Annotated in this window: 24 protein-coding genes; 20 read left to right on the forward strand and 4 right to left on the reverse strand. The window is 68.0% G+C overall.

What is annotated here, in order from left to right; genetic code table 11:
- The 3 genes from QZW52_RS12570 to QZW52_RS12580 form a co-directional block, all read left to right on the forward strand.
- Nucleotides 1-896: Hsp70 family protein (locus QZW52_RS12570; protein WP_293999281.1), on the forward strand; the 896-nt coding region annotated here is incomplete at its 5' end.
- 159 nt (nt 897-1,055) lie between these two features.
- On the forward strand, nt 1,056-2,210 hold the full coding sequence (gene dnaJ, locus QZW52_RS12575) for a molecular chaperone DnaJ (protein ID WP_293999283.1): 1,155 nt from the start codon (nt 1,056-1,058) through the stop codon (nt 2,208-2,210).
- A 9-nt stretch (nt 2,211-2,219) separates the two neighbouring features.
- Complete coding sequence (locus tag QZW52_RS12580) at nt 2,220-2,627, forward strand: DUF1801 domain-containing protein (RefSeq protein WP_293999286.1); 408 nt, start codon at nt 2,220-2,222, stop codon at nt 2,625-2,627.
- Here QZW52_RS12580 and QZW52_RS12585 read toward each other — a convergent pair.
- Nucleotides 2,592-3,812, reverse strand: coding sequence for a CaiB/BaiF CoA transferase family protein (locus QZW52_RS12585; protein ID WP_293999288.1), 1,221 nt, complete (start codon nt 3,810-3,812; stop codon nt 2,592-2,594). The genes QZW52_RS12580 and QZW52_RS12585 overlap by 36 nt on opposite strands.
- A gap of 13 nt (nt 3,813-3,825) precedes the next feature.
- On the reverse strand, nt 3,826-5,010 hold the full coding sequence (locus tag QZW52_RS12590; RefSeq protein ID WP_293999291.1) for an acyl-CoA dehydrogenase: 1,185 nt from the start codon (nt 5,008-5,010) through the stop codon (nt 3,826-3,828).
- A 97-nt stretch (nt 5,011-5,107) separates the two neighbouring features.
- On the opposite strand from QZW52_RS12590, the gene QZW52_RS12595 reads away from it, so the two are divergent.
- The 7 genes from QZW52_RS12595 to ybaK all read left to right on the forward strand — a co-directional run bounded on the left by QZW52_RS12595 (nt 5,108) and on the right by ybaK (nt 12,871).
- Complete coding sequence (locus QZW52_RS12595) at nt 5,108-6,004, forward strand: LysR substrate-binding domain-containing protein (RefSeq protein WP_293999294.1); 897 nt, start codon at nt 5,108-5,110, stop codon at nt 6,002-6,004.
- Nucleotides 5,998-6,573: a phosphoethanolamine transferase domain-containing protein gene (locus QZW52_RS12600; protein WP_293999297.1), complete on the forward strand. Its 576-nt coding sequence runs from the start codon at nt 5,998-6,000 to the stop codon at nt 6,571-6,573. Before QZW52_RS12595 ends, QZW52_RS12600 begins: the two co-directional genes overlap by 7 nt.
- A 135-nt stretch (nt 6,574-6,708) precedes the next feature.
- Nucleotides 6,709-7,614 (forward strand): transporter substrate-binding domain-containing protein, encoded by a 906-nt coding sequence (locus QZW52_RS12605; protein WP_293999300.1) that lies wholly within the window; start codon nt 6,709-6,711, stop codon nt 7,612-7,614.
- Nucleotides 7,611-10,829 carry a sensor domain-containing protein gene (locus QZW52_RS12610; protein WP_293999303.1) on the forward strand — a complete coding sequence of 1,073 codons (3,219 nt, stop codon included), beginning with the start codon at nt 7,611-7,613 and terminating at the stop codon, nt 10,827-10,829. The genes QZW52_RS12605 and QZW52_RS12610 overlap by 4 nt, the downstream gene beginning before the upstream one ends.
- A gap of 46 nt (nt 10,830-10,875) precedes the next feature.
- A complete protein-coding gene (locus QZW52_RS12615; RefSeq protein WP_293999307.1) occupies nt 10,876-11,739 on the forward strand; it encodes a 3',5'-nucleoside bisphosphate phosphatase in 864 nt (287 codons plus the stop codon).
- 35 nt (nt 11,740-11,774) lie between these two features.
- Nucleotides 11,775-12,401 (forward strand): L-threonylcarbamoyladenylate synthase, encoded by a 627-nt coding sequence (locus QZW52_RS12620; RefSeq protein ID WP_293999310.1) that lies wholly within the window; start codon nt 11,775-11,777, stop codon nt 12,399-12,401.
- Entirely contained in the window at nt 12,398-12,871 is a 474-nt protein-coding gene (ybaK, locus tag QZW52_RS12625; protein WP_293999313.1) for a Cys-tRNA(Pro) deacylase, read from the forward strand. Before QZW52_RS12620 ends, ybaK begins: the two co-directional genes overlap by 4 nt.
- Here ybaK and QZW52_RS12630 read toward each other — a convergent pair.
- Nucleotides 12,861-13,472 carry a Uma2 family endonuclease gene (locus QZW52_RS12630; RefSeq protein ID WP_293999315.1) on the reverse strand — a complete coding sequence of 204 codons (612 nt, stop codon included), beginning with the start codon at nt 13,470-13,472 and terminating at the stop codon, nt 12,861-12,863. The genes ybaK and QZW52_RS12630 overlap by 11 nt on opposite strands.
- Before the next feature lie 97 nt (nt 13,473-13,569).
- Between QZW52_RS12630 and plsY the strand changes: the two genes are divergently transcribed.
- From plsY to QZW52_RS12645, 3 genes are read left to right on the forward strand one after another with little or no spacing between them, the layout of a single operon-like run.
- Nucleotides 13,570-14,283: a glycerol-3-phosphate 1-O-acyltransferase PlsY gene (plsY, locus tag QZW52_RS12635; RefSeq protein ID WP_293999317.1), complete on the forward strand. Its 714-nt coding sequence runs from the start codon at nt 13,570-13,572 to the stop codon at nt 14,281-14,283.
- Nucleotides 14,284-14,296: 13 nt separating this feature from the next.
- Nucleotides 14,297-14,650 (forward strand): RidA family protein, encoded by a 354-nt coding sequence (locus QZW52_RS12640; RefSeq protein ID WP_293999320.1) that lies wholly within the window; start codon nt 14,297-14,299, stop codon nt 14,648-14,650.
- Complete coding sequence (locus QZW52_RS12645; protein ID WP_293999323.1) at nt 14,647-15,030, forward strand: glutaredoxin family protein; 384 nt, start codon at nt 14,647-14,649, stop codon at nt 15,028-15,030. Before QZW52_RS12640 ends, QZW52_RS12645 begins: the two co-directional genes overlap by 4 nt.
- A 19-nt stretch (nt 15,031-15,049) precedes the next feature.
- Here QZW52_RS12645 and QZW52_RS12650 read toward each other — a convergent pair whose 3' ends face one another.
- Nucleotides 15,050-16,114 (reverse strand): aldo/keto reductase, encoded by a 1,065-nt coding sequence (locus tag QZW52_RS12650; RefSeq protein ID WP_293999326.1) that lies wholly within the window; start codon nt 16,112-16,114, stop codon nt 15,050-15,052.
- 83 nt (nt 16,115-16,197) lie between these two features.
- On the opposite strand from QZW52_RS12650, the gene QZW52_RS12655 reads away from it, so the two are divergent.
- The 7 genes from QZW52_RS12655 to QZW52_RS12685 form a co-directional block, all read left to right on the forward strand.
- Nucleotides 16,198-17,061 carry a DMT family transporter gene (locus tag QZW52_RS12655; RefSeq protein ID WP_293999329.1) on the forward strand — a complete coding sequence of 288 codons (864 nt, stop codon included), beginning with the start codon at nt 16,198-16,200 and terminating at the stop codon, nt 17,059-17,061.
- Nucleotides 17,058-17,819, forward strand: a complete 762-nt coding sequence (locus QZW52_RS12660) for a 2OG-Fe dioxygenase family protein (protein WP_293999332.1) — start codon at nt 17,058-17,060, stop codon at nt 17,817-17,819. The genes QZW52_RS12655 and QZW52_RS12660 overlap by 4 nt, the downstream gene beginning before the upstream one ends.
- A gap of 5 nt (nt 17,820-17,824) precedes the next feature.
- Nucleotides 17,825-18,811 carry an alpha/beta fold hydrolase gene (locus tag QZW52_RS12665; protein ID WP_293999334.1) on the forward strand — a complete coding sequence of 329 codons (987 nt, stop codon included), beginning with the start codon at nt 17,825-17,827 and terminating at the stop codon, nt 18,809-18,811.
- Between the two features lie 57 nt (nt 18,812-18,868).
- Nucleotides 18,869-19,973, forward strand: a protein-coding gene (prfB, locus tag QZW52_RS12670; protein ID WP_293999337.1) for a peptide chain release factor 2 whose coding sequence is annotated in 2 segments (ribosomal slippage) — nt 18,869-18,949 and nt 18,951-19,973 — 1,104 coding nt in all. Because the reading frame shifts where the segments join, the coding sequence is not laid out codon by codon here.
- 1 nt (nt 19,974) lies between these two features.
- Nucleotides 19,975-21,039 (forward strand): AAA family ATPase, encoded by a 1,065-nt coding sequence (locus tag QZW52_RS12675; protein ID WP_293999339.1) that lies wholly within the window; start codon nt 19,975-19,977, stop codon nt 21,037-21,039.
- Entirely contained in the window at nt 21,036-21,632 is a 597-nt protein-coding gene (locus QZW52_RS12680) for a DUF4276 family protein (protein ID WP_293999341.1), read from the forward strand. Before QZW52_RS12675 ends, QZW52_RS12680 begins: the two co-directional genes overlap by 4 nt.
- Nucleotides 21,629-22,103 (forward strand): HAD family hydrolase (locus QZW52_RS12685; protein ID WP_293999344.1); only part of this gene is annotated, 475 nt, incomplete at its 3' end. The genes QZW52_RS12680 and QZW52_RS12685, both read left to right, overlap by 4 nt.

Here is a 22,103-nt window from a genome sequence, read left to right on the forward strand (position 1 = left end):
AGGTCAAGGAGTTCTTCGGCAAGGAGCCGCGCAAGGACGTGAACCCGGATGAAGCCGTGGCGGTCGGCGCCGCGATCCAGGGCCAGGTGCTGGGCGGCGACCGCAAGGACGTGCTGCTGCTGGACGTGACGCCGCTGAGCCTGGGCATCGAGACCCTGGGCGGCGTGATGACCAAGATGATCACCAAGAACACGACCATCCCGACCAAGTTCGCGCAGACCTTCTCGACCGCGGACGACAACCAGCCGGCCGTGACGATCAAGGTGTTCCAGGGCGAGCGCGAGGTGGCGGTCGGCAACAAGCTGCTGGGCGAGTTCAACCTCGAAGGCATCCCGCCGGCCCAGCGTGGCACGCCGCAGATCGAAGTGAGCTTCGACATCGACGCCAACGGCATCCTGCACGTCGGCGCCAAGGACAAGGCCACCGGCAAGGAAAACAAGATCACCATCAAGGCCAACTCGGGCATCTCGGAAGAAGAGATCCAGAAGATGGTGCGCGATGCCGAGGTGAACGCCGCCGAGGACAAGAAGAAGGTCGAGACCGTCCAGTCGAAGAACCAGGGTGACGCGATGGTCCACTCCACGCGCAAGTCGCTCGCCGAGTACGGCGACAAGCTCGACGCCGGCGAGAAGGAGAAGATCGAAGCCGCGATCAAGGCCGTCGAGGAAGCCATCAAGGGCGATGACAAGGAACTGATCGAGGCCAAGACCAACGAGCTGATGACCGCCAGCCAGAAGCTCGGCGAGAAGATGTACGCCGACATGCAGGCGCAGCAAGCGGCCGCGGGTGCATCTGGTGCGGGCGCCAGTGCCGGTGCGGCCGGTGGCGAAGCCCCGAAGGCGGACCCGAGCCACCCGGATGTGGTGGACGCCGACTTCAAGGAAGTCAAGAAGTGATCGGTTGAGCCGTGACCCACCTCCGGGTGGTCTTCGCCGCGTTCGAGACAGGTGCTGATGCAGCACTTTTTCCTCGGCGCGGCGTTCCTGTTTGAACAGCCCCGCTCGAAGCTCGGTCGTCGAGAGTCGAAAACGGGCTAGCTGCTGTCGGAACTGTCCATGGCAAAGCGTGACTACTACGAAGTCCTCGGCATCGCCAAGAACGCGAACGAAGACGAAATCAAGAAGGCTTATCGCAAGATGGCCATGAAGCACCACCCGGACCGCAACCAGGGGGAGGATGCCAAGGCGGCCGAGGAGAAATTCAAGGAGGCCAAGGAAGCCTACGAGATGCTGTCCGACGCCCAGAAGCGCCAGGCGTATGACCAGTTCGGTCATGCAGGCGTCGATCCGAACGCAGGCGGCTTCCGCGGCGGTCCGGAGGGCTTCGGCGGTGGTGGCTTCGCCGAGGCGTTTGGCGACATCTTTGGCGACATCTTCAGCCAGGGCGGCGGCGGCGGTGGTGGCCAACGCCGTGGTGGACAGCAGGTCTACCGCGGCGCGGACCTGTCCTACGCCATGGAGATCACGCTCGAAGAGGCGGCCCTTGGCAAGGAGGCCCAGATCCGCATCCCCTCCTGGGAAGAGTGCGACACCTGCCACGGCAGCGGCGCCAAGCCCGGCACCAGCGCCAAGACCTGCACGACCTGCCACGGTTCGGGCACGGTGCATCTGCGCCAGGGGTTCTTCAGCATCCAGCAGACCTGCCCGCACTGCCACGGCACCGGCAAGATCATCCCCGAGCCGTGTGTCACGTGCAGCGGCCAGGGCAAGGTCAAGAAGCAGAAGACGCTGGAGGTCAAGATCCCGGCCGGCATCAACGAAGGCCAACGCATCGCCATGCGCGGCCAGGGTGAACCCGGCACGCAAGGTGGCCCGGCGGGCGATCTGTACGTCGAGATCCGCATCAAGCAGCACGACATCTTCGAGCGCGACGGCGACGATCTGCACTGCACGGTGCCCATCAGCGTCATCACGGCCGCGCTCGGTGGCTCGGTCTCCGTGCCGACGCTGGGTGGCGAGGCCGAGATCGAACTGCCTGAAGGCACGCAGCACGGCAAGACGTTCCGTCTGCGCGGCAAGGGCATCAAGGGCATCCGCTCGAACTACCCCGGCGACCTGTACTGCCACATCCAGATCGAGATCCCGATCAAGCTCAGCGAGCACCAGCGCAAGCTGTTCAAGGAGCTGGACGAGTCACTCAAGAAAGGCGGCGACAAGCACTCGCCCACCGCCAAGAGCTGGACCGACCGGATGAAGGACTTGTTCAAGTAAGCTGCCCCCATGTCCGATCGATTCCTGAACACCGACAAGGTCGATGACCTGCTCGACACGCTGTTTCTCCACGAGGACGTGCGCGTCGATCTGGTCTCGCGGCTGCGGGGGCTGGTGCTGGCGGCCGACCCGCGCATTTGCGAAGAGGTGAAGTACGGCGGGATCCTGTTCTCCGCCGGCTCGCCCTTCTGCGGCATCTTCTCGCACCCGACGCATGTGATGCTGGAGTTCAGCCGTGGCGCTGACCTGCCGGATCCGGACCACCTGCTGGAAGGCGACGGCAAGAAGCGCCGTTACCTCAAGCTGACCGTGCCGACCGATCTGAGGCGCAAGAAGGTCAAGGAGTTCGTGCTCCTGGCCCTGGCGGCGACAGTGGAAGGATCACGCAGTCGGGGCCGCCGCGACCGGACCGTCTAGCCAGTCGGCGAGCACCTCGGCCGTGTGCGCGCCCCGCAGCGGGGGCGCCGAGCGGTAGACCACCGGCGTTGCCGACAGCCGAACCGGATTCGCCACCCCCGGCACCGACCCGGCCACCGGGTGCGGCAAGCCCACCCGCAGCCCCCGCGCCACCACCTGCGGATCGGCAAACACCGCGTCCAGGCGGTGGATCGGCCCGCACGGCACGGCGTGCGACTCCAGCGCCGCCACCCACTCGGCGGTGGTGCGCAGCACCGTCGTCTGGCGCAGCAGCGGCAGCAGCACCGCCCGGTGCGCCACCCGCGCCGCGTTGGTGGCAAAACGCCCATCGCTCGCCCACTCCGCCCGGCCCGCGACCCCGCAGAACCGCGCGAACTGCCCGTCATTGCCGATCGCCAGGATCATGTCGCCGTCCGCGGTCGGGAAGTCCTGGTAGGGAACGATGTTCGGGTGGGCGTTGCCCATGCGGCCCGGCACCTGGCCGCTGATGAGGTAGTTGCCCGCCTGGTTGGCCAGGGCCGCGACCTGCACGTCCAGCAGCGCCAGATCGATGTGCTGGCCTTCGCCCGTGCGGTCACGGTGCTGCAGCGCGGCGAGGATGCCGATGGCCGCGTGCAGCCCGGTCATCAGGTCGGTCAGCGCCACGCCCACCTTCTGCGGCCCGGCGCCCTCCTCCGTGTCGCCGCGGCCGGTCACGCTCATCAGCCCGCCCATGCCCTGGACCAGGAAGTCGTAGCCGGCACGCGGCGCATACGGCCCGGTCTGGCCGAACCCGGTGATCGAGCAGTAGACCAGCCGCGGGTGGCGCACACACAGCGTCCCGTGGTCCAGTCCATACGGTTTCAGACCGCCGACCTTGAAGTTCTCCAGCACGACATCCGCCTCGGCCGCCAGCCGCTGCAACAGGCGCTGGCCGTCCGGCGTGGCCATGTCGATGGCGACCGAGCGCTTGTTGCGGTTGGCGCAGAAGAAATAGGCGGCGTCCTCGGTGTCGCGGCCCTCGGCGTCCTTCAGCCACGGCGGCCCCCAGGCGCGCGTGTCGTCACCGCTGCCGGGGCGCTCGACCTTGACGACATCCGCGCCCAGGTCCGCCAGCATCTGCGATGCCCACGGCCCGGCGAGCACGCGCGACAGGTCCAGCACCTTCAGGCCGTTCAGCGCGGTCGGAGTTGCGGTCGGGGTCATCGCCACACTCCGTTCAGAACGCCGGAATGCCGGTGATGGCGCGGCCGAGGATGAGCGCGTGAATGTCGTGCGTGCCCTCATAGGTGTTGACCACTTCGAGGTTGACGAGGTGCCGTGCCACGCCGAACTCGTCCGAGATGCCGTTGCCACCGAGCATGTCGCGGGCGGTGCGGGCGATGTCGAGCGCCTTGCCACAGGAGTTGCGCTTCATGATCGAGGTCAGGTCGGTCGCCGCCGTGCCGTCGTCCTTCATCCGACCCAGGCGCAGGCAGCCCTGCAGACCCAGCGCGATCTCGGTCAGCATGTCCGCCAGCTTCTTCTGGATCAACTGGTTGGCGGCGATCGGTTTGCCGAACTGCTTGCGGTCCAGCGTGTACTGGCGCGCCGTCTCGAAGCAGAACTCCGCCGCCCCCAGCGCACCCCAGGCGATGCCGTAGCGGGCGCTGTTCAGGCAAGTGAACGGCCCTTTCAGCCCGCGCACCTCGGGGAAAGCGTTCTCTTCCGGGCAGAACACGTTGTCCATGGCGATCTCGCCCGTGATCGACGCCCGCAGCCCGACCTTGCTGTGGATGGCCGGCGCGGTGAGGCCCTTCCAGCCTTTTTCCAGCACGAAACCGCGGATCTGTCCCTCATCGTCCTTGGCCCAGACCACAAACACATCGGCGATGGGCGAGTTGGTGATCCACATCTTGGAACCCGTCAGCGCGTAACCGCCGTCCACCTTGCGGGCACGCGTCACCATGCTGCCGGGGTCGCTGCCGTGGTCCGGCTCGGTCAGGCCGAAGCAGCCGATCCATTCACCCGTGGCCAGCCTGGGCAGGTATTTCCGCTTCGTCGCTTCGTTGCCGAATTCGAAGATCGGCACCATCACCAGCGAGGACTGCACGCTCATCATCGAGCGGTAGCCCGAATCGACACGCTCGACCTCGCGCGCCACCAGCCCGTAGCAGACGTAGTTCAGACCCGCGCCACCGTACTGCTCGGGGAGGGTGGCGCCGAGCAGGCCCAGCGCGCCCATTTCGCGGAAGATCGCCACGTCGGTGGTCTGGTTCCGAAATGCATCCGTGACCCGCGGCATGAGCTGGTCCTGGCAGTAGGCCCGCGCCGCGTCGCGCACGGCGCGCTCGTCCTCGGTGAGCTGGGTGTCGAGCAGCAGCGGGTCTTGCCACTGGAAGGAAGCGCGGTTCGGGTGGGCCATGTCGGGGTCTCCAAGTGCTATGCGTGCATATCCTAGAGGCACTGCTTCGGACATTCAAACGAGAATATCGCACTCAGCCCTTCTTCCAGCGCACTCCGTGAAACGCCGCATCCCCAGCACCGCCGCCCTCACCGCCTTCGACGCCTCCGCCCGCCACGAAAGCTTCACCCGTGCCGCCGAAGAACTCGCGCTGACGCAGAGCGCGGTGTGCCGGCAGGTCGCCGGGCTGGAGGCGATGCTGGGCGTGAAGCTGTTCCGGCGCACGCGGCGGGGCGTGAAACTCACCGACGCAGGCCGGGGCTACGCCAGCCGCGTGGCCGAGCGGCTGGATGCGCTGGAGCGCGACACGCTGGAGCTGATGGCAGGCGCGGGCGGCCTGCCGGTGATCGAGCTGGCGGTGGTCCCGACCTTCGGCACCCGCTGGCTGCTGCCGCGGCTGCCGCAGTTCCTGTCCGGCGCGGTCCAGATCAACCTGCACACCCGCACCCGCCCGTTCCTGTTCGATGACACCCATTTCGACGCGGCCATCTACGCCGGCGACGGCCACTGGCCGGGCTGCATCACGCGCAAGGTGCTGTCCGAGCGGCTGATCGCCGTGTGCAGCCCCGCCTTGATCGCCCCGCACGCTGCACCGCTCCCGTTGGCTGCGCTGGCCCGCCTGCCACTGCTGCAGCAGACCACCCGGCCGCACGCCTGGCGCCGCTGGTTCGAGGCCAGTGGCCTGGCCTGCGACGGCGATCTGCGCGGGCCGCGCTACGAGCAGTTCTCGATGAGCGTGCAGGCCGCCGTGCTGGGACTGGGCGTGGCGCTGGTGCCGGATTTCATGGTGGCCGACGAACTGGCGCAGGGCCGCCTCTGCCAGGCCGTACACGACGCCCACGACAGCGACCGCGCCTACTACTTCGTCGTTCCGGAAGGGCGCGAACAAGAAACACTGCTCGCCCGCTTTGGTGCCTGGCTGGCCGAAGCGGCCGCGGAGCAGCAGCGGTGCTGACCACGCGCACGCCGCAAAGCCCGCACCGTCTGGCCCTGCTGGGCAGCATGTGGCTGGCCTGCGCCGGCCAATGGCGGCTGTGGCACACGCTGGCCCGCCTGCCGGAGCTGGCGGACGGCCGCGCACCCGCGTTCATCGGCTCGACCATGGTGCTACTGGCGGCGCTGTGTACGCTGGTGTTCAGCCTGCTGGCGTGGCCGCGGGTGATCCGGCCAGCACTGAGCCTGGCGCTGCTGGGAACAGCCTGGGCCGCGCTGGGGGTGGATCTGCCGATGGACATGCCGACCCCGACGTTGTCCGTGCTGCTGGCCGGTGGGCCGCTGGCGTGGCTGTGGAGCCGACCGGTGTTGCATTCAAGCGACACCTGGACGCAACTGCTGAACAACCTCGGGGTGGCCATGGCGGCCGCGGGGGTGGCGACCGCCGTGCTGATCCTGAGCGTGGCCGATTTCTCCTGGATGTGGCTGCAGCACGCCGAGCTGGCCGAGCTGCTCAGTCCGGTGCGGCTGTGGCGGATGCTGCTGCTTGTCCAGAATGTCCTGTTTTTACCGTCTCCACCCACTGCCTAGCGCAAAATTGGATGCTTTGCACCAGCAATTTGATTAAATACGCAATCTTTCCAATCTCCACCCCCTCCACTGGATGCCCAACATGCCCAACACTTGGCGCTTTGGCGTAGTAGCAGTAGTGGCCATTCCAGCGCCATGAGTGCGCGACGCTTCTCCCGGCGCCTGATGGCCTGGAGTGTGGTTGTCGTGGGCGTGGCAGTGGGTGCCCTGGCGTTGACTGTCCTCCCGCCCGATGCCCTGACTGTCGCAGCCCGCACCGACGACCCGGTGGGCCTGGTGCTGCGTGCCGGCTACGCCATCGAAGCCCCTTACGCCTACCGCGACGCCCAGGGCACGCTGCGCGGCGAATCGGTCGAGACCTTGCGTGCCGCGCTGCAGCGGGCGGGGATGCCCGAGCCGGTGTGGGTGCATGTGGAATTCCCGCGGCTGGTCCATGAGCTGCAACGCGGGCGCATCGATGTCATCGCCGCCGGTCTGTTCATCACGCCAGAGCGCGCCGGGCAAGTCGCCTTCACCCGTCCGACCACCTCGGTCCACACAGGACTGCTGGTCCGCCAGGGCAATCCGCTCGGCCTGCACGCCCTGGAGGACGTGCGCCACACCAGCAACGGACGGCTGGCAGTGCTCGATGGCTCGGTCGAGCTGGAGCAGGCCCGACAAGCGGCGGTGCCTGAAGCACAGTTGTTGCGCCTGCCCGATCCGGCCAGCGCCATCGCTGCACTGCAGGCGGGGCAGGTGGCAGCGTTCGCGCTGTCAGTGCCATCGCTGCGGTGGCTGGCCCGCATGGCGCCTGCACCCGCACTGGTGCTGGCAGAACCCTTCGCCACGCCGCAGCGCAACGGCCTGCCCGACATCGGCTACCCCGCCTTCGCCTTCCGGCTGGACGACCCCCGCCGGACCCGCATCGACCAGGCCCTGGCCGGCTACCTGGGCAGTGCCGAACACCTGCAGGCCATCGCCAGCCAAGGCTTCTCCGCAGACGGCGTGGCCGCCGCCCACGGCATGAACCCCACCCGCATTCCCCTCGACCCGCCACCATGAGCGAACCCCTGACACCGGCACCGGACAAGGCGCGCTCCCGCACGCCCGCCCGCCTGCTGGGCGTGATCGCACTGTTCGGCGTGCTCTGCCTGTGCCTGATCGCCTGGACCGATCTGCGCTGGCGCACCACGCTGACCGACACCAGCCGCCCGGCCCAACTGATCGACCAGATCCGGCTGCACCTGCGCGCCGCCGAGATCCAGGCCGAGCGGCTGCGCCATGCCGATGCGGGCAACAGTGTCTTTGCCATCGACGCCGAACTGGACAACGCGGTCCAGAGCAGCACCGAACTGCGGATGCTGGTCCAAGCCCTGCACCTCGGCGGCGACCTCTCGGCACGGCTGATCCAGACCGTCGAGGTCTATGTGCGCCAGATTGACCGCACACGGCTCGCGCTGCGCGACCGGGTCGCCGACCCGTCGGGCAGCCCCGCCACCGCCCTGCGCGCCCTGCAGCTCGACATCGACCGCACCGTGATGACGCTGGAGCAGCTGGCCGAGGAGATGCGCTGCGAACGGCTGCAGCAGCAGCGCGTGCTGAGCATGGCGACGCTGGTGCTGATCGCCCTGGGCACCCTGGCGCTCATGGTCGCCCAGCAACGCCACGCCCACCAGCGCGACCGCGCACTCGCCGACCTTGCCCGCAGCGAGGCCCACCTGCGCGCCTTCGCTGAAGCCATGCCCGACGTTTCCTTCGTACTCGATCGCCAGGGCACCTACCTGGAGGTCTACGGTCAGTCCGACAAGCTCGCCGCGCCAGCCCAAACCCTCATCGGACGGCGCCACCACGAGTTCCTGTCCACCGAAGCCGCCCAGCACATCGATGCCATCGTGCGCCGTACCCTGGCCACCCGCGAAATCACGCACACCGAGTACAGCGTCGAGCTGCACGGCAAGACCCACTGGTTCGAGGCCCGCGCCCATGCCCTGCCCGATGTGGAGGACCGCGTGGTTGTCATCAGTTGGGACATCAGCGAGCGCAAGCACAGCGAAGCCCGCATCCAGACCCTGAGCCGCCTCTACAGCTTCCTGAGCCAGGTCAACCAGTCGATTGTCTGGACCCGCTCCCCCGAAGAGCTGTTCGAGCGCATCTGCGCGGTCGCTCTCAGCCACGGGCATTTCACGATGGCCTGGGTAGTCCAGTGCGACGCGCTGCAGACGCTGCTCCTGCCCGTGACCCAAGCGGGTGACGCCGCACAGACCGCAGCCGCGCACCGGCCGCACCGCCTGCGCCTGGACGGGCCGCTGACCGACACCAGCCACCCCGCCTTGCGCACCTGGCGCAGCGGGCGGCTGCACTGGGACATTCCGGCCGGATCGCCCACCCAGGCCGTCGCGATTCCCGTGTCCTGCAACGACGCGATGACGGCCGTGCTGGTGCTGGTGCGCGTGGCCTTCGATCCGGAGGACGCCGAGGAGCGGTCCCTGTTCGGCGAGATCAGCACCGACATGTCCTACGCGCTGACCCAGTTCCAGCGCCGCGAGCAGTGGCGTGAAGGCCAGAGCCGCAACCGGCTCCATGCCGCCGCCCTCGAAAGCACGCAGGACGGGGTGATCGTGACCGACATGCACCGTTGCATCGTCTCGGTCAACCGCGCCTTCACCGAAATCACCGGCTACAGCGCGCAGGATGCCATCGGCCGCAGCAGCGATTTCCTGCACTCCGACCGCCAGGGCGCCGACTTCCACGAAGCCCTCTGGGACACCGTGCTGCGCCAGGGACGCTGGCAGGGCGAACTCTGGAGCCTGCGCCAGGACGGTGTCTGCCAGGCCCTGTGGAGTTCCGTGGCCACCGTGTCCAACGAGCAGGGTCTGCCCACCCACCTCGTCACCGTGTTCACCGACATCACCGACCAGAAGCAAGCCGAGGCCCGGCTGCAGCAGTTGGCCCATGTGGACAGCCTCACGGGTCTGCCGAACCGGCTGATGGTCCTGTCTCGCATGGAGCAGGCGCTGGCCGCAGCGCGGCGCCAGCAGCACAAGATGGCGGTGCTCTACATCGACCTCGACAACTTCAAGAACATCAACGACAGCCTCGGTCACAACGCAGGCGACCAGCTCCTGCTCGGCGTCGCCCAGCGCCTGGCCCAGCGCACCCGGCGCGAGGACACGCTGGGGCGGCTTGGCGGGGACGAGTTCATCCTGCTGCTGGAAACCCTGCGCGACAGCGAAGACGCCGCCGCCGTGGCACAGGAGCTGCTGCACCTGCTGGCCAGTCCCTTCGATGTCGGGCCGAGCGAGGTCTATGTGCAGGCATCGATCGGCATCAGTCTCTACCCGGACGACAGCGCGGAAGTCGAAGACCTGCTGCGCGACGCGGACACGGCCATGTACCAGGCCAAGCGCGCCGGCCGCGGCACCTACCGCTACTACACCGAGGCGCTGACGCAGGCCGCGCAGGTGCGGCTGCAGCTCGACACCCGCCTGCGCCGCGCACTGGAGCGGGGCGAGTTCGAACTCTGGTACCAGCCGCTGTACCACCTGGGCAGCCGGAATCTGATCGGGCTGGAGGCGCTGGTCCGCCTGAACCAGCCCGGTTTGCCGCCAGTGGGTCCGGCCGAGTTCATCCCCGTGCTGGAAGACACAGGCCACATCGTCGCGCTGGGCGAATGGGTCACGAACGAAGCCTGCCGGCAGGCACGCGCCTGGCTGGACGAGGGGCTGTCGTTCGGGCGGATCGCGGTCAACATCTCCGCCGTCGAGATGCAGCGCGGCGGCACCGTCGCCCGCGTCCAGAAGGCCCTCGATGCCCACAGACTGTCGGCCGAGTACCTGGAGCTGGAGATCACCGAATCCGGACTCATGCAGCAGGGCGACCACAGCGAAGCCTTCCTGCACAGCCTGCGCGCGATGGGCGTGCAGCTCGCCATCGACGATTTCGGCACGGGTTACTCCTCGCTGTCGCACCTCAAGCGGTTCCCGGTGGGCAAGCTCAAGATCGACCGCAGCTTCATCCGCGACCTGATGACCGACCCGGCCGACGCGCAGCTCGTCAACGCCATGGTCGCGATGGGCCGCAGCCTGGGCATCTCGGTGCTGGCCGAAGGGGTCGAGACCGAGGACCAGATGCGCCGGCTGCAGCAGATCGGCTGCGACACCGGCCAGGGCTACTTCTTCGGCCGCCCGGAACCGGCCGCCACGGCGCGCCGCTGGCTGACCAGCACCACCGACACCACCGAACCGGACCACCACGCCAGCATCTGGCCTGTCATCTGAGCACAGCGGCAGTGCGGGCCACCGGACAGCCTCCTACAATGGCCCGGTGAACACCCTCAACGCCGACCTGCACTGCCACTCGACCGTCTCCGACGGCACGCTGAGTCCCGAAGCCGTGGCCACCCGTGCCCATGCCAATGGCGTGGCGCTGTGGGCGCTGACCGACCACGACGAGACCGGCGGCCAGGCCCGCGCCCGCACCGCCGCCCACGCGCTCGGCATGGCGCACCTCACCGGCGTGGAAATCTCGGTCACGTTCGCCGGCGAGACCGTCCACATCGTCGGACTCGGCTTCGACGACCAGGACACGGCACTCTGCCAGGGCTTGGCGGCCACCCGCGGCGGTCGTGAAGAGCGTGCCCGCCAGATGGCGGCGGAGCTGCTCAAGGTGGGCATTCCCGGCGCCTTCGAGGGCGCGCTGAAGTACGTCGGCAACCCGGACCTGATCTCGCGCACCCACTTCGCCCGCTACCTGGTCGAAACCGGCCGATGCAGCGACACCAACGACGTGTTCCGCAAATACCTGGCCGACGGCAAGCCCGGCTACGTGCCCCACCGCTGGGCCGGTCTGGGCGACGCGGTGCGCTGGATCACGCAGGCGGGTGGCATGGCGGTCATCGCCCACCCCGGCCGCTACCACCGCTTCAAGGCGACCACCGAATTCGCGCTGTTCTCCGAGTTCAAGGAACATGGCGGCCAGGGTGTGGAGGTCGTCACCGGCAGCCACACCGTCGCGGAATACGGCAAGTACGCGGCGATGGCGGTCGAGTTCGGGCTGGCGGCGTCGCGGGGCAGCGATTTCCACTCCCCTGCCGAGAGCCGCACCGACCTGGGCAAGCTCCCGCCGCTGCCGAGCCACCTGACCCCCGTGTGGGCGCTGCTCGCCGAGCGGATCACGCGCCCGGCCTGAACCCGCTACGCCCGTCCTGCCCGCCCCGCCCCACCATGGCCCAGCACTTCGAAGTCCACCCCGACAATCCCCAGCCGCGCCTGCTCCGGCAAGCCGTGGCCATCCTCGCTGCGGGCGGTGTGGCGGCGATCCCGACCGACTCCAGCTACGCGCTGGTCTGCCACCTCGACGACAAGGCGGCGGTCGATGCGCTGCGCCGCGCCCGCGGGGTCGATGACAAGCACCACCTGACGCTGCTGTGCCGCGACTTGTCCGAGCTGGCGAGCTATGCCAAGGTGGACAACAAGCAGTACCGCCTCCTGAAAAGCGCCACGCCCGGACCCTACACCTTCATCCTCGAAGCCACCAAGGAGGTGCCGCGCCGCGTCTCGCACCCGTCGCGGCGCACCATCGGCCTGCGCGTGCCGGACCATGTGGTGACGCAGGAATTGCTGTCGCTGCTGGGCCAGCCGCTGCTCTGCACGACGCTGATCCCGCGCGGCGAGACCGAGCCGCTCAACGACGCCGAAGAGATCCGCGAACGCTACGACCACCTGATCCAGGCCGTCGTCGATGCCGGCGCCTGCCCAGCGCAGCCGACCTCGGTGATCGACCTCAGCCAGGGGGAGCCGGTGGTGGTGCGCGTCGGCCGAGGCGATCTGGCAGCGCTCGGTCTGGCATGACACCCGCCACGCAGTTCCTCAAGGCGCAGGGCGTCGCCTACACCGAGCACCCCTACGACTACGTGGACCGCGGCGGCACCGCCGAATCCGCCCGCCAGCTCGGGGTGGACGAACACGCAGTGGTCAAGACGCTGGTGATGCAGGATCAGGACGCGAGGCCACTGGTCATCCTGATGCACGGCGACCGGCAGGTCAGCACCAAGAACCTCGCCCGCCAGATCGGCGCGAAGAAGGTCGAGCCGTGCAAGCCCGAGGTGGCGCAGCGGCACAGCGGGTTTCTGGTCGGGGGCACGTCGCCGTTCGGGTTTCGCAAGGCGGTGCCGGTGTATGTGGAAGCGACCGTGCTGGCGTTCGAGCGCATCTACATCAACGGCGGCCGGCGCGGCTACCTCGTCGGACTCGACCCGGCGGTGCTGACGCGGACGCTGGGGGCAGTGGCGGTGCAGGCGGCAGAGCCGGTCAGGGGTTGACGCTGACGTTGCCCGTGTCGCCGGCAGGAACCAGGACCGTGTCCTCGTAGAACACTTCGATCGGCAGGTCCAGGCCCACGCTGGCGAGCGTCACCCTGTCGCCAGGGCCAGCCGGGTGCAGCACCCACAAGCCCTCGGCGTTGCGCCGGAACAGATCGACGTGGAGGCGGTCCTGCTCGATCAGCAGGTACTCCTGCAGACTGGGCAGGCGCTGGTACTGCTCGAATTTGAGTCCACGGTCGTAGGCGGCGGTGCTGTCGGAGAGCACCTCGGCCACCAGCCGGGGCGCGGTCTTGTGGGTCTCGCGCTCGGGGCTGAGGTCCACCGGGTCACACGTCACGAACACGTCGGGATAAAACGCAGCGTCAGCGGCTTCGACGCGAACCTTCACGCCCTCGATGTGGGTGCGGCAGGGCGTGCCACGCAGCGCCCCCTTGAGGAAGAACGCGAAGTTGAGCGCAATGGTGTTATGCGTGCTGCGCGCCCCGGTCATCGCGAACACCTCTCCCTCGACAAACTCGTGGCGCTCGGGCTGCTCCGCCTCCCAAGTCAGGTAGGCATCGAAATCAAAGACCGGTTTCATTTGCGGCATGGCGGACATGGCGTGGACTCTCCTGGACAACCCGGCCATCTTAGCGCCCGACAAGCCGCCGCCGTACACTCGCGCCCTGTCCCCCAGCTCCCCCTCGCACCTCCCTATGACCACGCTCTGGATCGTGGTGGCCGTCGTGGCCGCCTACCTCATCGGCTCGCTTTCGTTCGCCGTCATCATCAGCAAGTCCATGGGCCTGGACGACCCGCGCAGCTACGGCTCGGGCAACCCTGGTGCCACCAACGTGCTGCGCTCGGGCAACAAGCAAGCCGCCATCCTCACGCTGGTGTTCGACGCGCTCAAAGGGCTGATCCCCGTGCTGCTGGTGCAACTGTTCGGCGACCGGATCGGCTTCGGCGATGGCACGGCGGCGCTGGTCGGGCTGGCGGCGTTCCTCGGGCACCTCTGGCCGGTGTTCTTCCGCTTCGAGGGCGGCAAGGGCGTGGCCACGGCGGCGGGCGTGCTGCTGGGCTTCAACGTCTGGCTGGGGCTGGCGACGCTGGTGGTGTGGGGGCTGGTGGCCTATGGGTCACGGTATTCGTCGCTGGCCGCGCTGGTGGCCGCCGTGTCGGCGCCGGTGATCCAGACCGTGGTGTGGGGACCGTCCACGGCGACGCTGGCGATCGTGGTGATGTGCCTGCTGCTGGTCTGGCGGCATGGCGGCAACATCAGCAAGCTCATGAAGGGCACCGAAAGCCGCATCGGCCAGAAAACACCCCCACCCCCGGCGCCCGAGGCAGCCAAGGCGACCACCCCGCGTCCGGCCAAGGCGGGCAAACCCCCACGCGGCACGCGGCAAAACCGCAAGCAGACCCACTGACCTGACCAGCACCATGACCACCCTGCAACGCTTCGACGTCGGCGCTCGCTTGTCCGAGATGGCCATCCACAACGGCACGGTCTATCTCGCCGGACAGGTGCCGGACGACACCACCCAGGACATCCACGGCCAGACCGCGCAGGTGCTGGCGATGGTGGACCGGCTGCTCGAACGCGCCGGCAGCGACAAATCACGGTTGCTGATGGTGCAGATCTTCCTGCCCGATCTGGCGGACTTCAGCGGCATGAATGCAGTCTGGGACGCCTGGGTCAGCCCCGGTCATGCACCGCCGCGGGCCACGGTCCAGGCGCGGCTCGCCAGGCCGGACTGGAAGATCGAGATCGTCGCCACCGCGGCCGTGCGGTGAGCGAGCGCACCCCCACCCGGTGGCAACGCCTGCGCCAGAGCAGCGCCCTCACCGTGGTGCTGGTCGGGATCGTCGCCTGGGGTGCCGGCCGTGTCGTGCAGACCCAGGTGCGTGACGGCCAGGCCGACGCCCTGCGCACCGTGGCGCGTGCGGGTGACATCCGCATGCTCTCGTCGGTGAGCTGCATCTTCTGCACCAAGGCGCGGCAGTACCTGACCGATCACCACATCCCGTTCGAGGAATGCCTCATCGAGCGGGACGCTGCGTGTCTGGCGGACTACAAGCGCCTGGGCGCCTCCGGCACGCCGACGCTGCTGGTGCGCGGCCAGCGCCAGCTCGGCTTCGACCCGCTGCGGGTCACGGCGGCGCTGGGCGGCTGAGGCTTCGGCGGCCCGCCCGTCAGACCGCCGGGTCGCCGAAGCGCCGGCGCAGCGCGTCGATCTGCGCGAGCAGTTCCGGGCTGAGCTGCACGTCCCACGCCGCCACATCCTCCTCCAACTGCGCCACGCTGGTCACGCCGATGATGGTGCTCGCCACCGTCCAGCGCCGGTAGCAGAAGGCCAGCGCGAGCTGCGTCGGTGTGAGGCCATGGTCGCGGGCCAGGGCGTTGTAGGCGCGGGCGGCGTCGAGGGCTTCGGGACGCGCCCAACGCTGCTTCTTCATGCTCGCGAACAGCGCCAGCCGGCCGGGCTTGTGTGCATCGTCGTGGAAGCCCACGGCGTCGTACTTGCCCGTCAGCAGCCCGAAGCCCAGCGGCGAGTAGGCCAACAGCGACACGTCATGCCGGTGCATCGCCTCGTCCAGCCCGTTGTCGGGCACGCGGTTGACGAGGCAGTAGGCGTTCTGCACCGTGGCGATGCGCGGCAGGCCGGCTCGCTCGGCGGCGTGGATGAACTCGCAGACGCCGTAGGGCGTTTCGTTGGACAAGCCGATGGCGCGCACCTTGCCATCGCGCACGAGGCGTTGCAGGGCTTCGAGCTGGGCCTCGATCGAGCTGCCGGGCTGGTCGCGGCGGGTGGGGTCGTAGTAGGTGGCCCCAAACGCGGGCACGGCGCGCACCGGCCAGTGGATCTGGTACAGGTCGATCACGTCGGTCTGCAGGCGGCGCAGGCTGGCCTCGCAGGCGGCCACGATGTCGTCGGGCGTGAGGTCGCCGCTGCCATTGCGGATCCACGGCATGCCGCGCGACGGACCGGCCACCTTGGTTGCCAGCACCACCTTCTGGCGCGCCTCGGGGCGGCTGGCGAACCAGTGCCCGAGGATGATTTCGGTCTTGTTGTAGGTCTCCGGGCGCGGCGGCACGGCGTACATCTCGGCGGTGTCGAGAAAGTCGATGCCGAGTTCGAGGGCGCGGTCGAGGATGGCGAAGGCGCCGGCCTCATCGACCTGTTCGCCGAAGGTCATCGTGCCGAGGCAGATCGGGCTGACGCGCAGGTCGCTGCGGCCAAGGGTGACGGGTTGCATGGGAAGTCTCCTGGACTGGGGCGGCTGGGGTGATCGGCTATCTTAGAGGGATGAACCGATCCGCGCTGCGCACCGACCTCCTCATGCTCCTGACCGCCGCCATCTGGGGCTCGACCTTCGTCGCGCAGCAGATGGGCATGGACACGGTGGGGCCGTTCACCTACACCGGGGCGCGGATGCTGCTTGGCGCGCTGCTGGTCGGGCCGCTGTGGTGGTGGCGTGGCGGGCCGTTCGCATCCGTGCCGCTGCTGCCGAGCCAGGGCGTGTTCGGGGCGGGCGCGCTGCTGGGCGCCGTGCTGTTCGTCGCGATCAACCTGCAGCAGGTCGGCCTGCTCGGCACCTCCGTCAGCAACGCCGGTTTCATCACCGGGCTGTACGTGGTGCTGGTGCCGGTGCTGATGCGGCTGGGGGGCGCCAGCGTGTCGCGGCAGGTCTGGGCCGCCGTCACGATCGCCACGCTCGGCATGTACCTGCTGAGCGTGAAGGCCGACGCCACCATCGCGGCGGGCGACTGGCTGCAGCTTGGTGGCGCGCTGATGTGGGCGGTCCACATGCTGCTAGTCGGTTTTCTGGCGCGGCGGCATGACCCGCTCAGGCTGTCGGTGCTGCAGTACCTCGTGGCGGGCGGACTGTCGCTGGCGGTGGCGTTCAGCCGCGAAACGATCACCCCCGACGGCCTGCTCCACGCGGGTGGCGCCATCGCCTGGGGCGGCATCCTGTCGATCGGCGTGGCCTACACGCTGCAGGTGATCGCGCAGCGCGACGCCGTGGCCTCGCACGCCGCGGTGATCTACAGCAGCGAGGGGCTGTTCTCGGCGATCGGCGGCTGGGTGATGCTGAACGAACAGCTTGGGTTGCGCGGCTGGCTGGGGGCGCTGCTGATCTGCGCGGCGATGGTGCTGGCGCAATGGCAGCCCCGGTCTGCAGAGGCAGCAAAGGCAAAATGACGCCCATGTCCCCGAACTTCACCCACCCCGACGCCCTCACCCACCTGCGCGAACACGGTTTCGCCCTGCTGTCGCCCGACGCGCTGACGGCGCAGGCGGGGGTGGCGCTCGACGCACTGCACGCGCTGGACGCCGGCTGGCGCGACCTGCCCCCCGACCACCACCTCAAGGACGGCGGCCACTACCGCCGCCGCCGCCACGGCAGCTTCGTGCAGGACGTGGCCGCCGGGCAGCTCGCCGCCGTACCGCACCGCCCGCACTGGCAGCCCACCACCTACAACGCGCTGCACGGCGGCATGCTGCGCTGGTTCGAGCCGCTGGACGCCGCGATGGCCGCGTCCCCCGCCTTCCTCGCCGTGGTGCAGCGGCTGGGTGACGTGTTCGCCGCCGCGGCGCCCGCGTCGTTCGACGGCCGCTGGTTCATCGAGGCCCACCCCTTCCGCATCGACACCACCGGCGGCGTCGGCCGGCCCACCCCCGAAGGCGCCCACCGCGACGGCGTGGACTTCGTGGCCGTGCTGCTGGTCAACCGCACGCGGGTGCTCGGCGGTGAAACACGGGTGTTCGACGCCCACGGCCCGCACGGCGTGCGCTTCACGCTGGAGCAGCCGTGGAGCGCCCTGCTGCTCGACGACGCCCGCGTGGTCCATGAAAGCACGCCGATCCAACCCGATGGATCGGACGGTGGCTGGCGTGACACGCTGGTGCTGACCTATCGCGCCGGGGACTTTCAAGACCCGCCGCGCCCCGTAGAGTGATGGTCATGAGCCTGAGCACACCCCCCGCCCCGTACACCCCGCGCCGCGCCGCCCGCTCGCTGTTCGTGCCGATCCGCGGCCTGCGTTACCACGTCATGGTCTGGGGCGACCCGTCGATGGTCACGCCCGAGACACCGCCGCTGGTGCTGGTGCATGGTTGGATGGACGTGGGCGCGTCGTTCCAGTTTGTCGTCGATGCGCTGGACGCGCTCGGCGCTGCGGGCGGCCCGCCGCGCTACGTGATCGCCCCCGACTGGCGCGGCTTCGGCCTGAGCGACAGTGCGCCAGCCGGCAGCGCAACCGACACGTTCTGGTTCCAGGACTACCTCGGCGACCTCGACGCGCTGCTGTCCTCGCCGGGCCTCGGGCTGCAGAGCGCGCCGCCAATCGACCTGGTCGGCCACAGCATGGGCGGCAACGTCGTGATGATGTACGCCGGCATCCGCCCCGAGCGCATCCGCCGCCTCGTCAACCTCGAAGGCTTCGGCTTGCCGCAGAGCACCCCGGAGCAAGCCCCGCGCCGCTACGCCCAGTGGCTCGACCAGTTGCGCGAGCCGGTCGAACTGCGCGACTACGGCAGCCAGGACGCCGTGGCCGGGCGCCTGCGCAAGAACAACCCACGCCTGCGCCCCGACTTCGCCGACTGGCTGGCACCACACTGGTCGAAGCGCAACGACGCTGGCCGCTGGGCGATCCTGGGTGATCCGGCCCACAAGCGCGTCAACCCGGCGCTGTACCGCAAGGAGGAAGTGCTGGCCTGCTGGACGCGCATCACCGCCCCGGTGCTGTGGGTCGAGGGCGACGAGACGGACGTGACCAAGTGGTGGGGTGACCGCTTTCCGCGCTCGGATTTCGAGGCACGGCTGGCGGTGGTGCCCCGGCTGGTGCGGCACCTGCTGAGTCCGTGCGGCCACATGCTGCACCACGACCAGCCCGACGCCCTGGCTGCGCTGATCGCCGGGCACTGCACGGCACCGCAGCGCAACACCTGAGTTACAGGGGATGCGCCGACCGGCCATGCCAAAATCCGCCCTTTTGCAGGCGCCCTCATGGACATCGAACGCATCAACGCCATCGGCAACACCCTGGCAGACCTCAACGAGCGCACGAACGCGCTAAGGGGGTATCTTTGACTACGAACGCAAAGGCCTGAGACTGGAAGAAGTCAACGCCGCGCTGGAAAACCCCGCGGTGTGGGCTGACCCGAAGCGCGCCCAGGAGCTGGGCAAGGAAAAGCGCACGCTGGAGACCGTCGTCGGCACGATCGACCACCTCACCGGCCAGATTTCCGACAACGCCGAACTCTTCGAGATGACGCGGGACGAGGAAGACTTCGACTCGCTGGCGACCATCGAGACCGAAGCCGCCGTGCTGCGCGACACGGTGGAGAAGCTCGAATTCCGCCGCATGTTCTCGAACCCGGCCGACCCGCTCAACTGTTTCATCGACATCCAGGCGGGCGCGGGCGGCACGGAAGCCTGCGACTGGGCCTCGATGCTGCTGCGCCAGTACCTGAAGTACGCCGAGCGCAAGGGCTTCACCGCCACGGTCGAGGACATCACCGAAGGCGACACGGCAGGCATCAAGAGCGCGACCATCAAGGTGGAAGGCGACTACGCCTTCGGCCACCTGCGCACCGAAACCGGTGTGCATCGGCTGGTGCGCAAGTCGCCGTTCGACTCGTCGGGCGGCCGGCACACCTCGTTCGCCTCGCTGTTCGTGTACCCGGAAGTCGATGACTCGATCGAGATCGACATCAACCCGTCGGACGTGCGCACGGACACCTTCCGGGCCTCGGGCGCGGGCGGTCAGCACATCAACAAGACCGACTCGGCGGTGCGGCTGACGCACATCCCGACCGGCATCGTCGTGCAGTGCCAGGACGGCCGCAGCCAGCACAGCAACCGGGACGTGGCGTGGAAGCGCCTGCGCTCGCGGCTGTACGACCACGAGATGCGCAAGCGGATGGAAGAGCAGCAGAAGCTCGAAGACACCAAGACCGACGTGGGCTGGGGCCACCAGATCCGCTCTTACGTGCTGGACAACAGCCGCATCAAGGACCTGCGCACCAACGTGGAAATCTCGGCAACGCAGAAGGTGCTCGATGGCGATCTCGATGCGTTCATCGAGGCGAGTCTGAAGCAGGGTCTGTGACTTGAAAACCGCCGCGCAGGAATCGACGATGTTTCTCCGCTCCGCCCACATCCGGCATTACAAGAGCCTGGACGATGTCCGGGTCGAGTTCACGCGGCCGATCACGGTCATCGTGGGGCCGAATGCGGTGGGCAAGAGCAACTTCGTCGATGCGCTGCGGTTTGCGAGCGAGACAGCCGTGCAAAGCCCCATGGCAGTAGCTGTCATACAGCGGGGCGGCATCCAGCGAATCCGCCAGCACGGCACCACGGCAAGCGATCCAGTTCGGATACGGCTGGGTTTGAGTGAATTTCCACGCGCAGCCGAAAACGCACACGTCGAATACACCCTCGAAACAACCGAGGACGGTAGGTACAGCATCGGAAATCGCCACAGCGGAATGGACGTACACAACCTTTATGGTGATAGCGAGCGTCTGCGCAATTGGTGTTTTTCGAGCATTTTCCCGAACACGCTGCGCCAGCCTGGATTCACAGATCAGCCGGATCGGTTGCGGGAAGATGGATCAAACTGGGCATCCGTCACCAAGGCATTGAGGAAGACCAACGGCGGCAAGGCAGCCCTGCAGCGAATCGGAGATTCAATGCGCTGTGCAATTCCCGGCTTCCGAGACATCCGGGTTCGCGCAGTCGGTAACTATCTGGTTCCGCATTTCGTTTTCGACGATGCCAATAAATCCGTCGAATTCGACCCGCTGCAACTCTCCGACGGCACCCTGCGCATCTTCGGCCTCCTGCTGGCGATCTACCAGTTGCCGGCACCAACGCTGCTGGTGATCGAAGAACCCGAGCACACCGTTTATCCCGGCGCACTGGGCGTGCTGGTCGATGCCATGCGCGAAGCCTCAGAGCAGACGCAGATCATCCTGACGACGCACAGCCCGGACTTGGTGCATTACTTCAAACCCGACGAAATCCGCGTCGCCACCATCGAGAACGGCCACACCCGCATCGCGCCGATCTGCGCACCGCAACGCGCCGCCATCGACGAACACCTGATGACGGCCGAGGAATTCATGCGTGCCGAAGGACTGCAGCCCGAGCCTGTGCAGACGCCCACCACATGAGACGCATCCTGCCCATTGTCGAAGGCGACGGCGACACCACGGCGGTTCCGGCACTCGTGCGCCGCATCGCCGAGGCACGCGGCATCTACGATCTGCAATTGCTGCCCGCACACAAACGCGGCGAGTTGCCCGCCGTGCGGCGCCATTTCGACGCCTACTTGGGCGCCGCGCTCAAATACGAGACCCCTATCCTCTGGGTCATGGACTATGACTGCGACCAGTGTCATGCCGTCGAGGACGATCTGGCCAAATTGCAGCAACGTGCCCGGAATACCTATAAGCACCAGCCAGTCGAATTTGCGCTGATGGTCAAGGAGTTCGAGTCGCTGTTCCTGTGCGACCACGAATCCATGCGCCAACTCTTTCCTGACATCCCCGCCAATACGGCTTGGCCCGCTGACGCGGAAACCGTGCGCGGCGCCAAGGAATGGATTTCCAAGGCCCGCCCCAAAGGCTTGGCCTACAAGGAAACGGTGCATCAGGTCAAACTGGTTCACCAACTCGACCTGGATCGCCTCCGGGAACGCTCCCCCTCTTTCCAACGCTTCGAGCAAGCCGTGCTGCGCCTGCTCGACGTCCCCGAGACACCATGAACTCACCCCTCGCTGCCCTGCTGTTCGACATGGACGGCACCCTGATCGACAGCATGCCGCTGCATGAACGCTCCTGGGCGCTCTGGCACGCCGAGATGAACTTGCCCTACGACGAGGCCGGCTTCTTCGCCGCGACCGCAGGGCGGACCAACCTCGAAATCCTGCGCGACCTGTTCCCGGCGGAGAACGAGGCCGCGCTGCAGCCGATGGCCGCCCGCAAGGAAGCCCTCTACCGCGAGATCGCCGAGCGCGAGCTGACGCTGATCGCCGGCGCCCACGAGGTGATCGCCCAAGGCCGCGCACGCGGACTGAAGATCGCCATCTGCACGGCAGCCCCGCCCGAAAACATCGCCATCGCTTTCGCCCGCTTCGGCCTGGGCACGCTGGTCGATGCCGTCACCAGCCCGGCGGACGGCCTGCGCGGCAAACCACACCCGGACATCTTCCTGGAAGCGGCACGCCGCATGGGCG

The sequence above is a fragment of the Sphaerotilus sp. genome (assembly GCF_013299175.1).
Classification (GTDB): Bacteria; Pseudomonadota; Gammaproteobacteria; order Burkholderiales; family Burkholderiaceae_C; genus Sphaerotilus.

What these genes read in the sequence shown, in the direction of transcription:
- QZW52_RS12640 (WP_293999320.1), top strand. Translation starts at nt 14,297, where the DNA reads ATGACCACCCTGCAACGCTTCGACGTCGGCGCTCGCTTGTCCGAGATG.
- QZW52_RS12620 (WP_293999310.1), top strand. Translation starts at nt 11,775, where the DNA reads ATGGCCCAGCACTTCGAAGTCCACCCCGACAATCCCCAGCCGCGCCTG.
- ybaK (WP_293999313.1), top strand. Translation starts at nt 12,398, where the DNA reads ATGACACCCGCCACGCAGTTCCTCAAGGCGCAGGGCGTCGCCTACACC.
- QZW52_RS12610 (WP_293999303.1), top strand. Translation starts at nt 7,611, where the DNA reads ATGAGCGAACCCCTGACACCGGCACCGGACAAGGCGCGCTCCCGCACG.
- QZW52_RS12585 (WP_293999288.1), bottom strand. Translation starts at nt 3,812, where the DNA reads ATGACCCCGACCGCAACTCCGACCGCGCTGAACGGCCTGAAGGTGCTG.
- QZW52_RS12665 (WP_293999334.1), top strand. Translation starts at nt 17,825, where the DNA reads ATGAGCCTGAGCACACCCCCCGCCCCGTACACCCCGCGCCGCGCCGCC.
- QZW52_RS12650 (WP_293999326.1), bottom strand. Translation starts at nt 16,114, where the DNA reads ATGCAACCCGTCACCCTTGGCCGCAGCGACCTGCGCGTCAGCCCGATC.
- QZW52_RS12605 (WP_293999300.1), top strand. Translation starts at nt 6,709, where the DNA reads ATGAGTGCGCGACGCTTCTCCCGGCGCCTGATGGCCTGGAGTGTGGTT.
- QZW52_RS12630 (WP_293999315.1), bottom strand. Translation starts at nt 13,472, where the DNA reads ATGTCCGCCATGCCGCAAATGAAACCGGTCTTTGATTTCGATGCCTAC.
- QZW52_RS12660 (WP_293999332.1), top strand. Translation starts at nt 17,058, where the DNA reads ATGACGCCCATGTCCCCGAACTTCACCCACCCCGACGCCCTCACCCAC.
- QZW52_RS12590 (WP_293999291.1), bottom strand. Translation starts at nt 5,010, where the DNA reads ATGGCCCACCCGAACCGCGCTTCCTTCCAGTGGCAAGACCCGCTGCTG.
- QZW52_RS12580 (WP_293999286.1), top strand. Translation starts at nt 2,220, where the DNA reads ATGTCCGATCGATTCCTGAACACCGACAAGGTCGATGACCTGCTCGAC.
- QZW52_RS12680 (WP_293999341.1), top strand. Translation starts at nt 21,036, where the DNA reads ATGAGACGCATCCTGCCCATTGTCGAAGGCGACGGCGACACCACGGCG.
- dnaJ (WP_293999283.1), top strand. Translation starts at nt 1,056, where the DNA reads ATGGCAAAGCGTGACTACTACGAAGTCCTCGGCATCGCCAAGAACGCG.
- plsY (WP_293999317.1), top strand. Translation starts at nt 13,570, where the DNA reads ATGACCACGCTCTGGATCGTGGTGGCCGTCGTGGCCGCCTACCTCATC.
- QZW52_RS12655 (WP_293999329.1), top strand. Translation starts at nt 16,198, where the DNA reads ATGCTCCTGACCGCCGCCATCTGGGGCTCGACCTTCGTCGCGCAGCAG.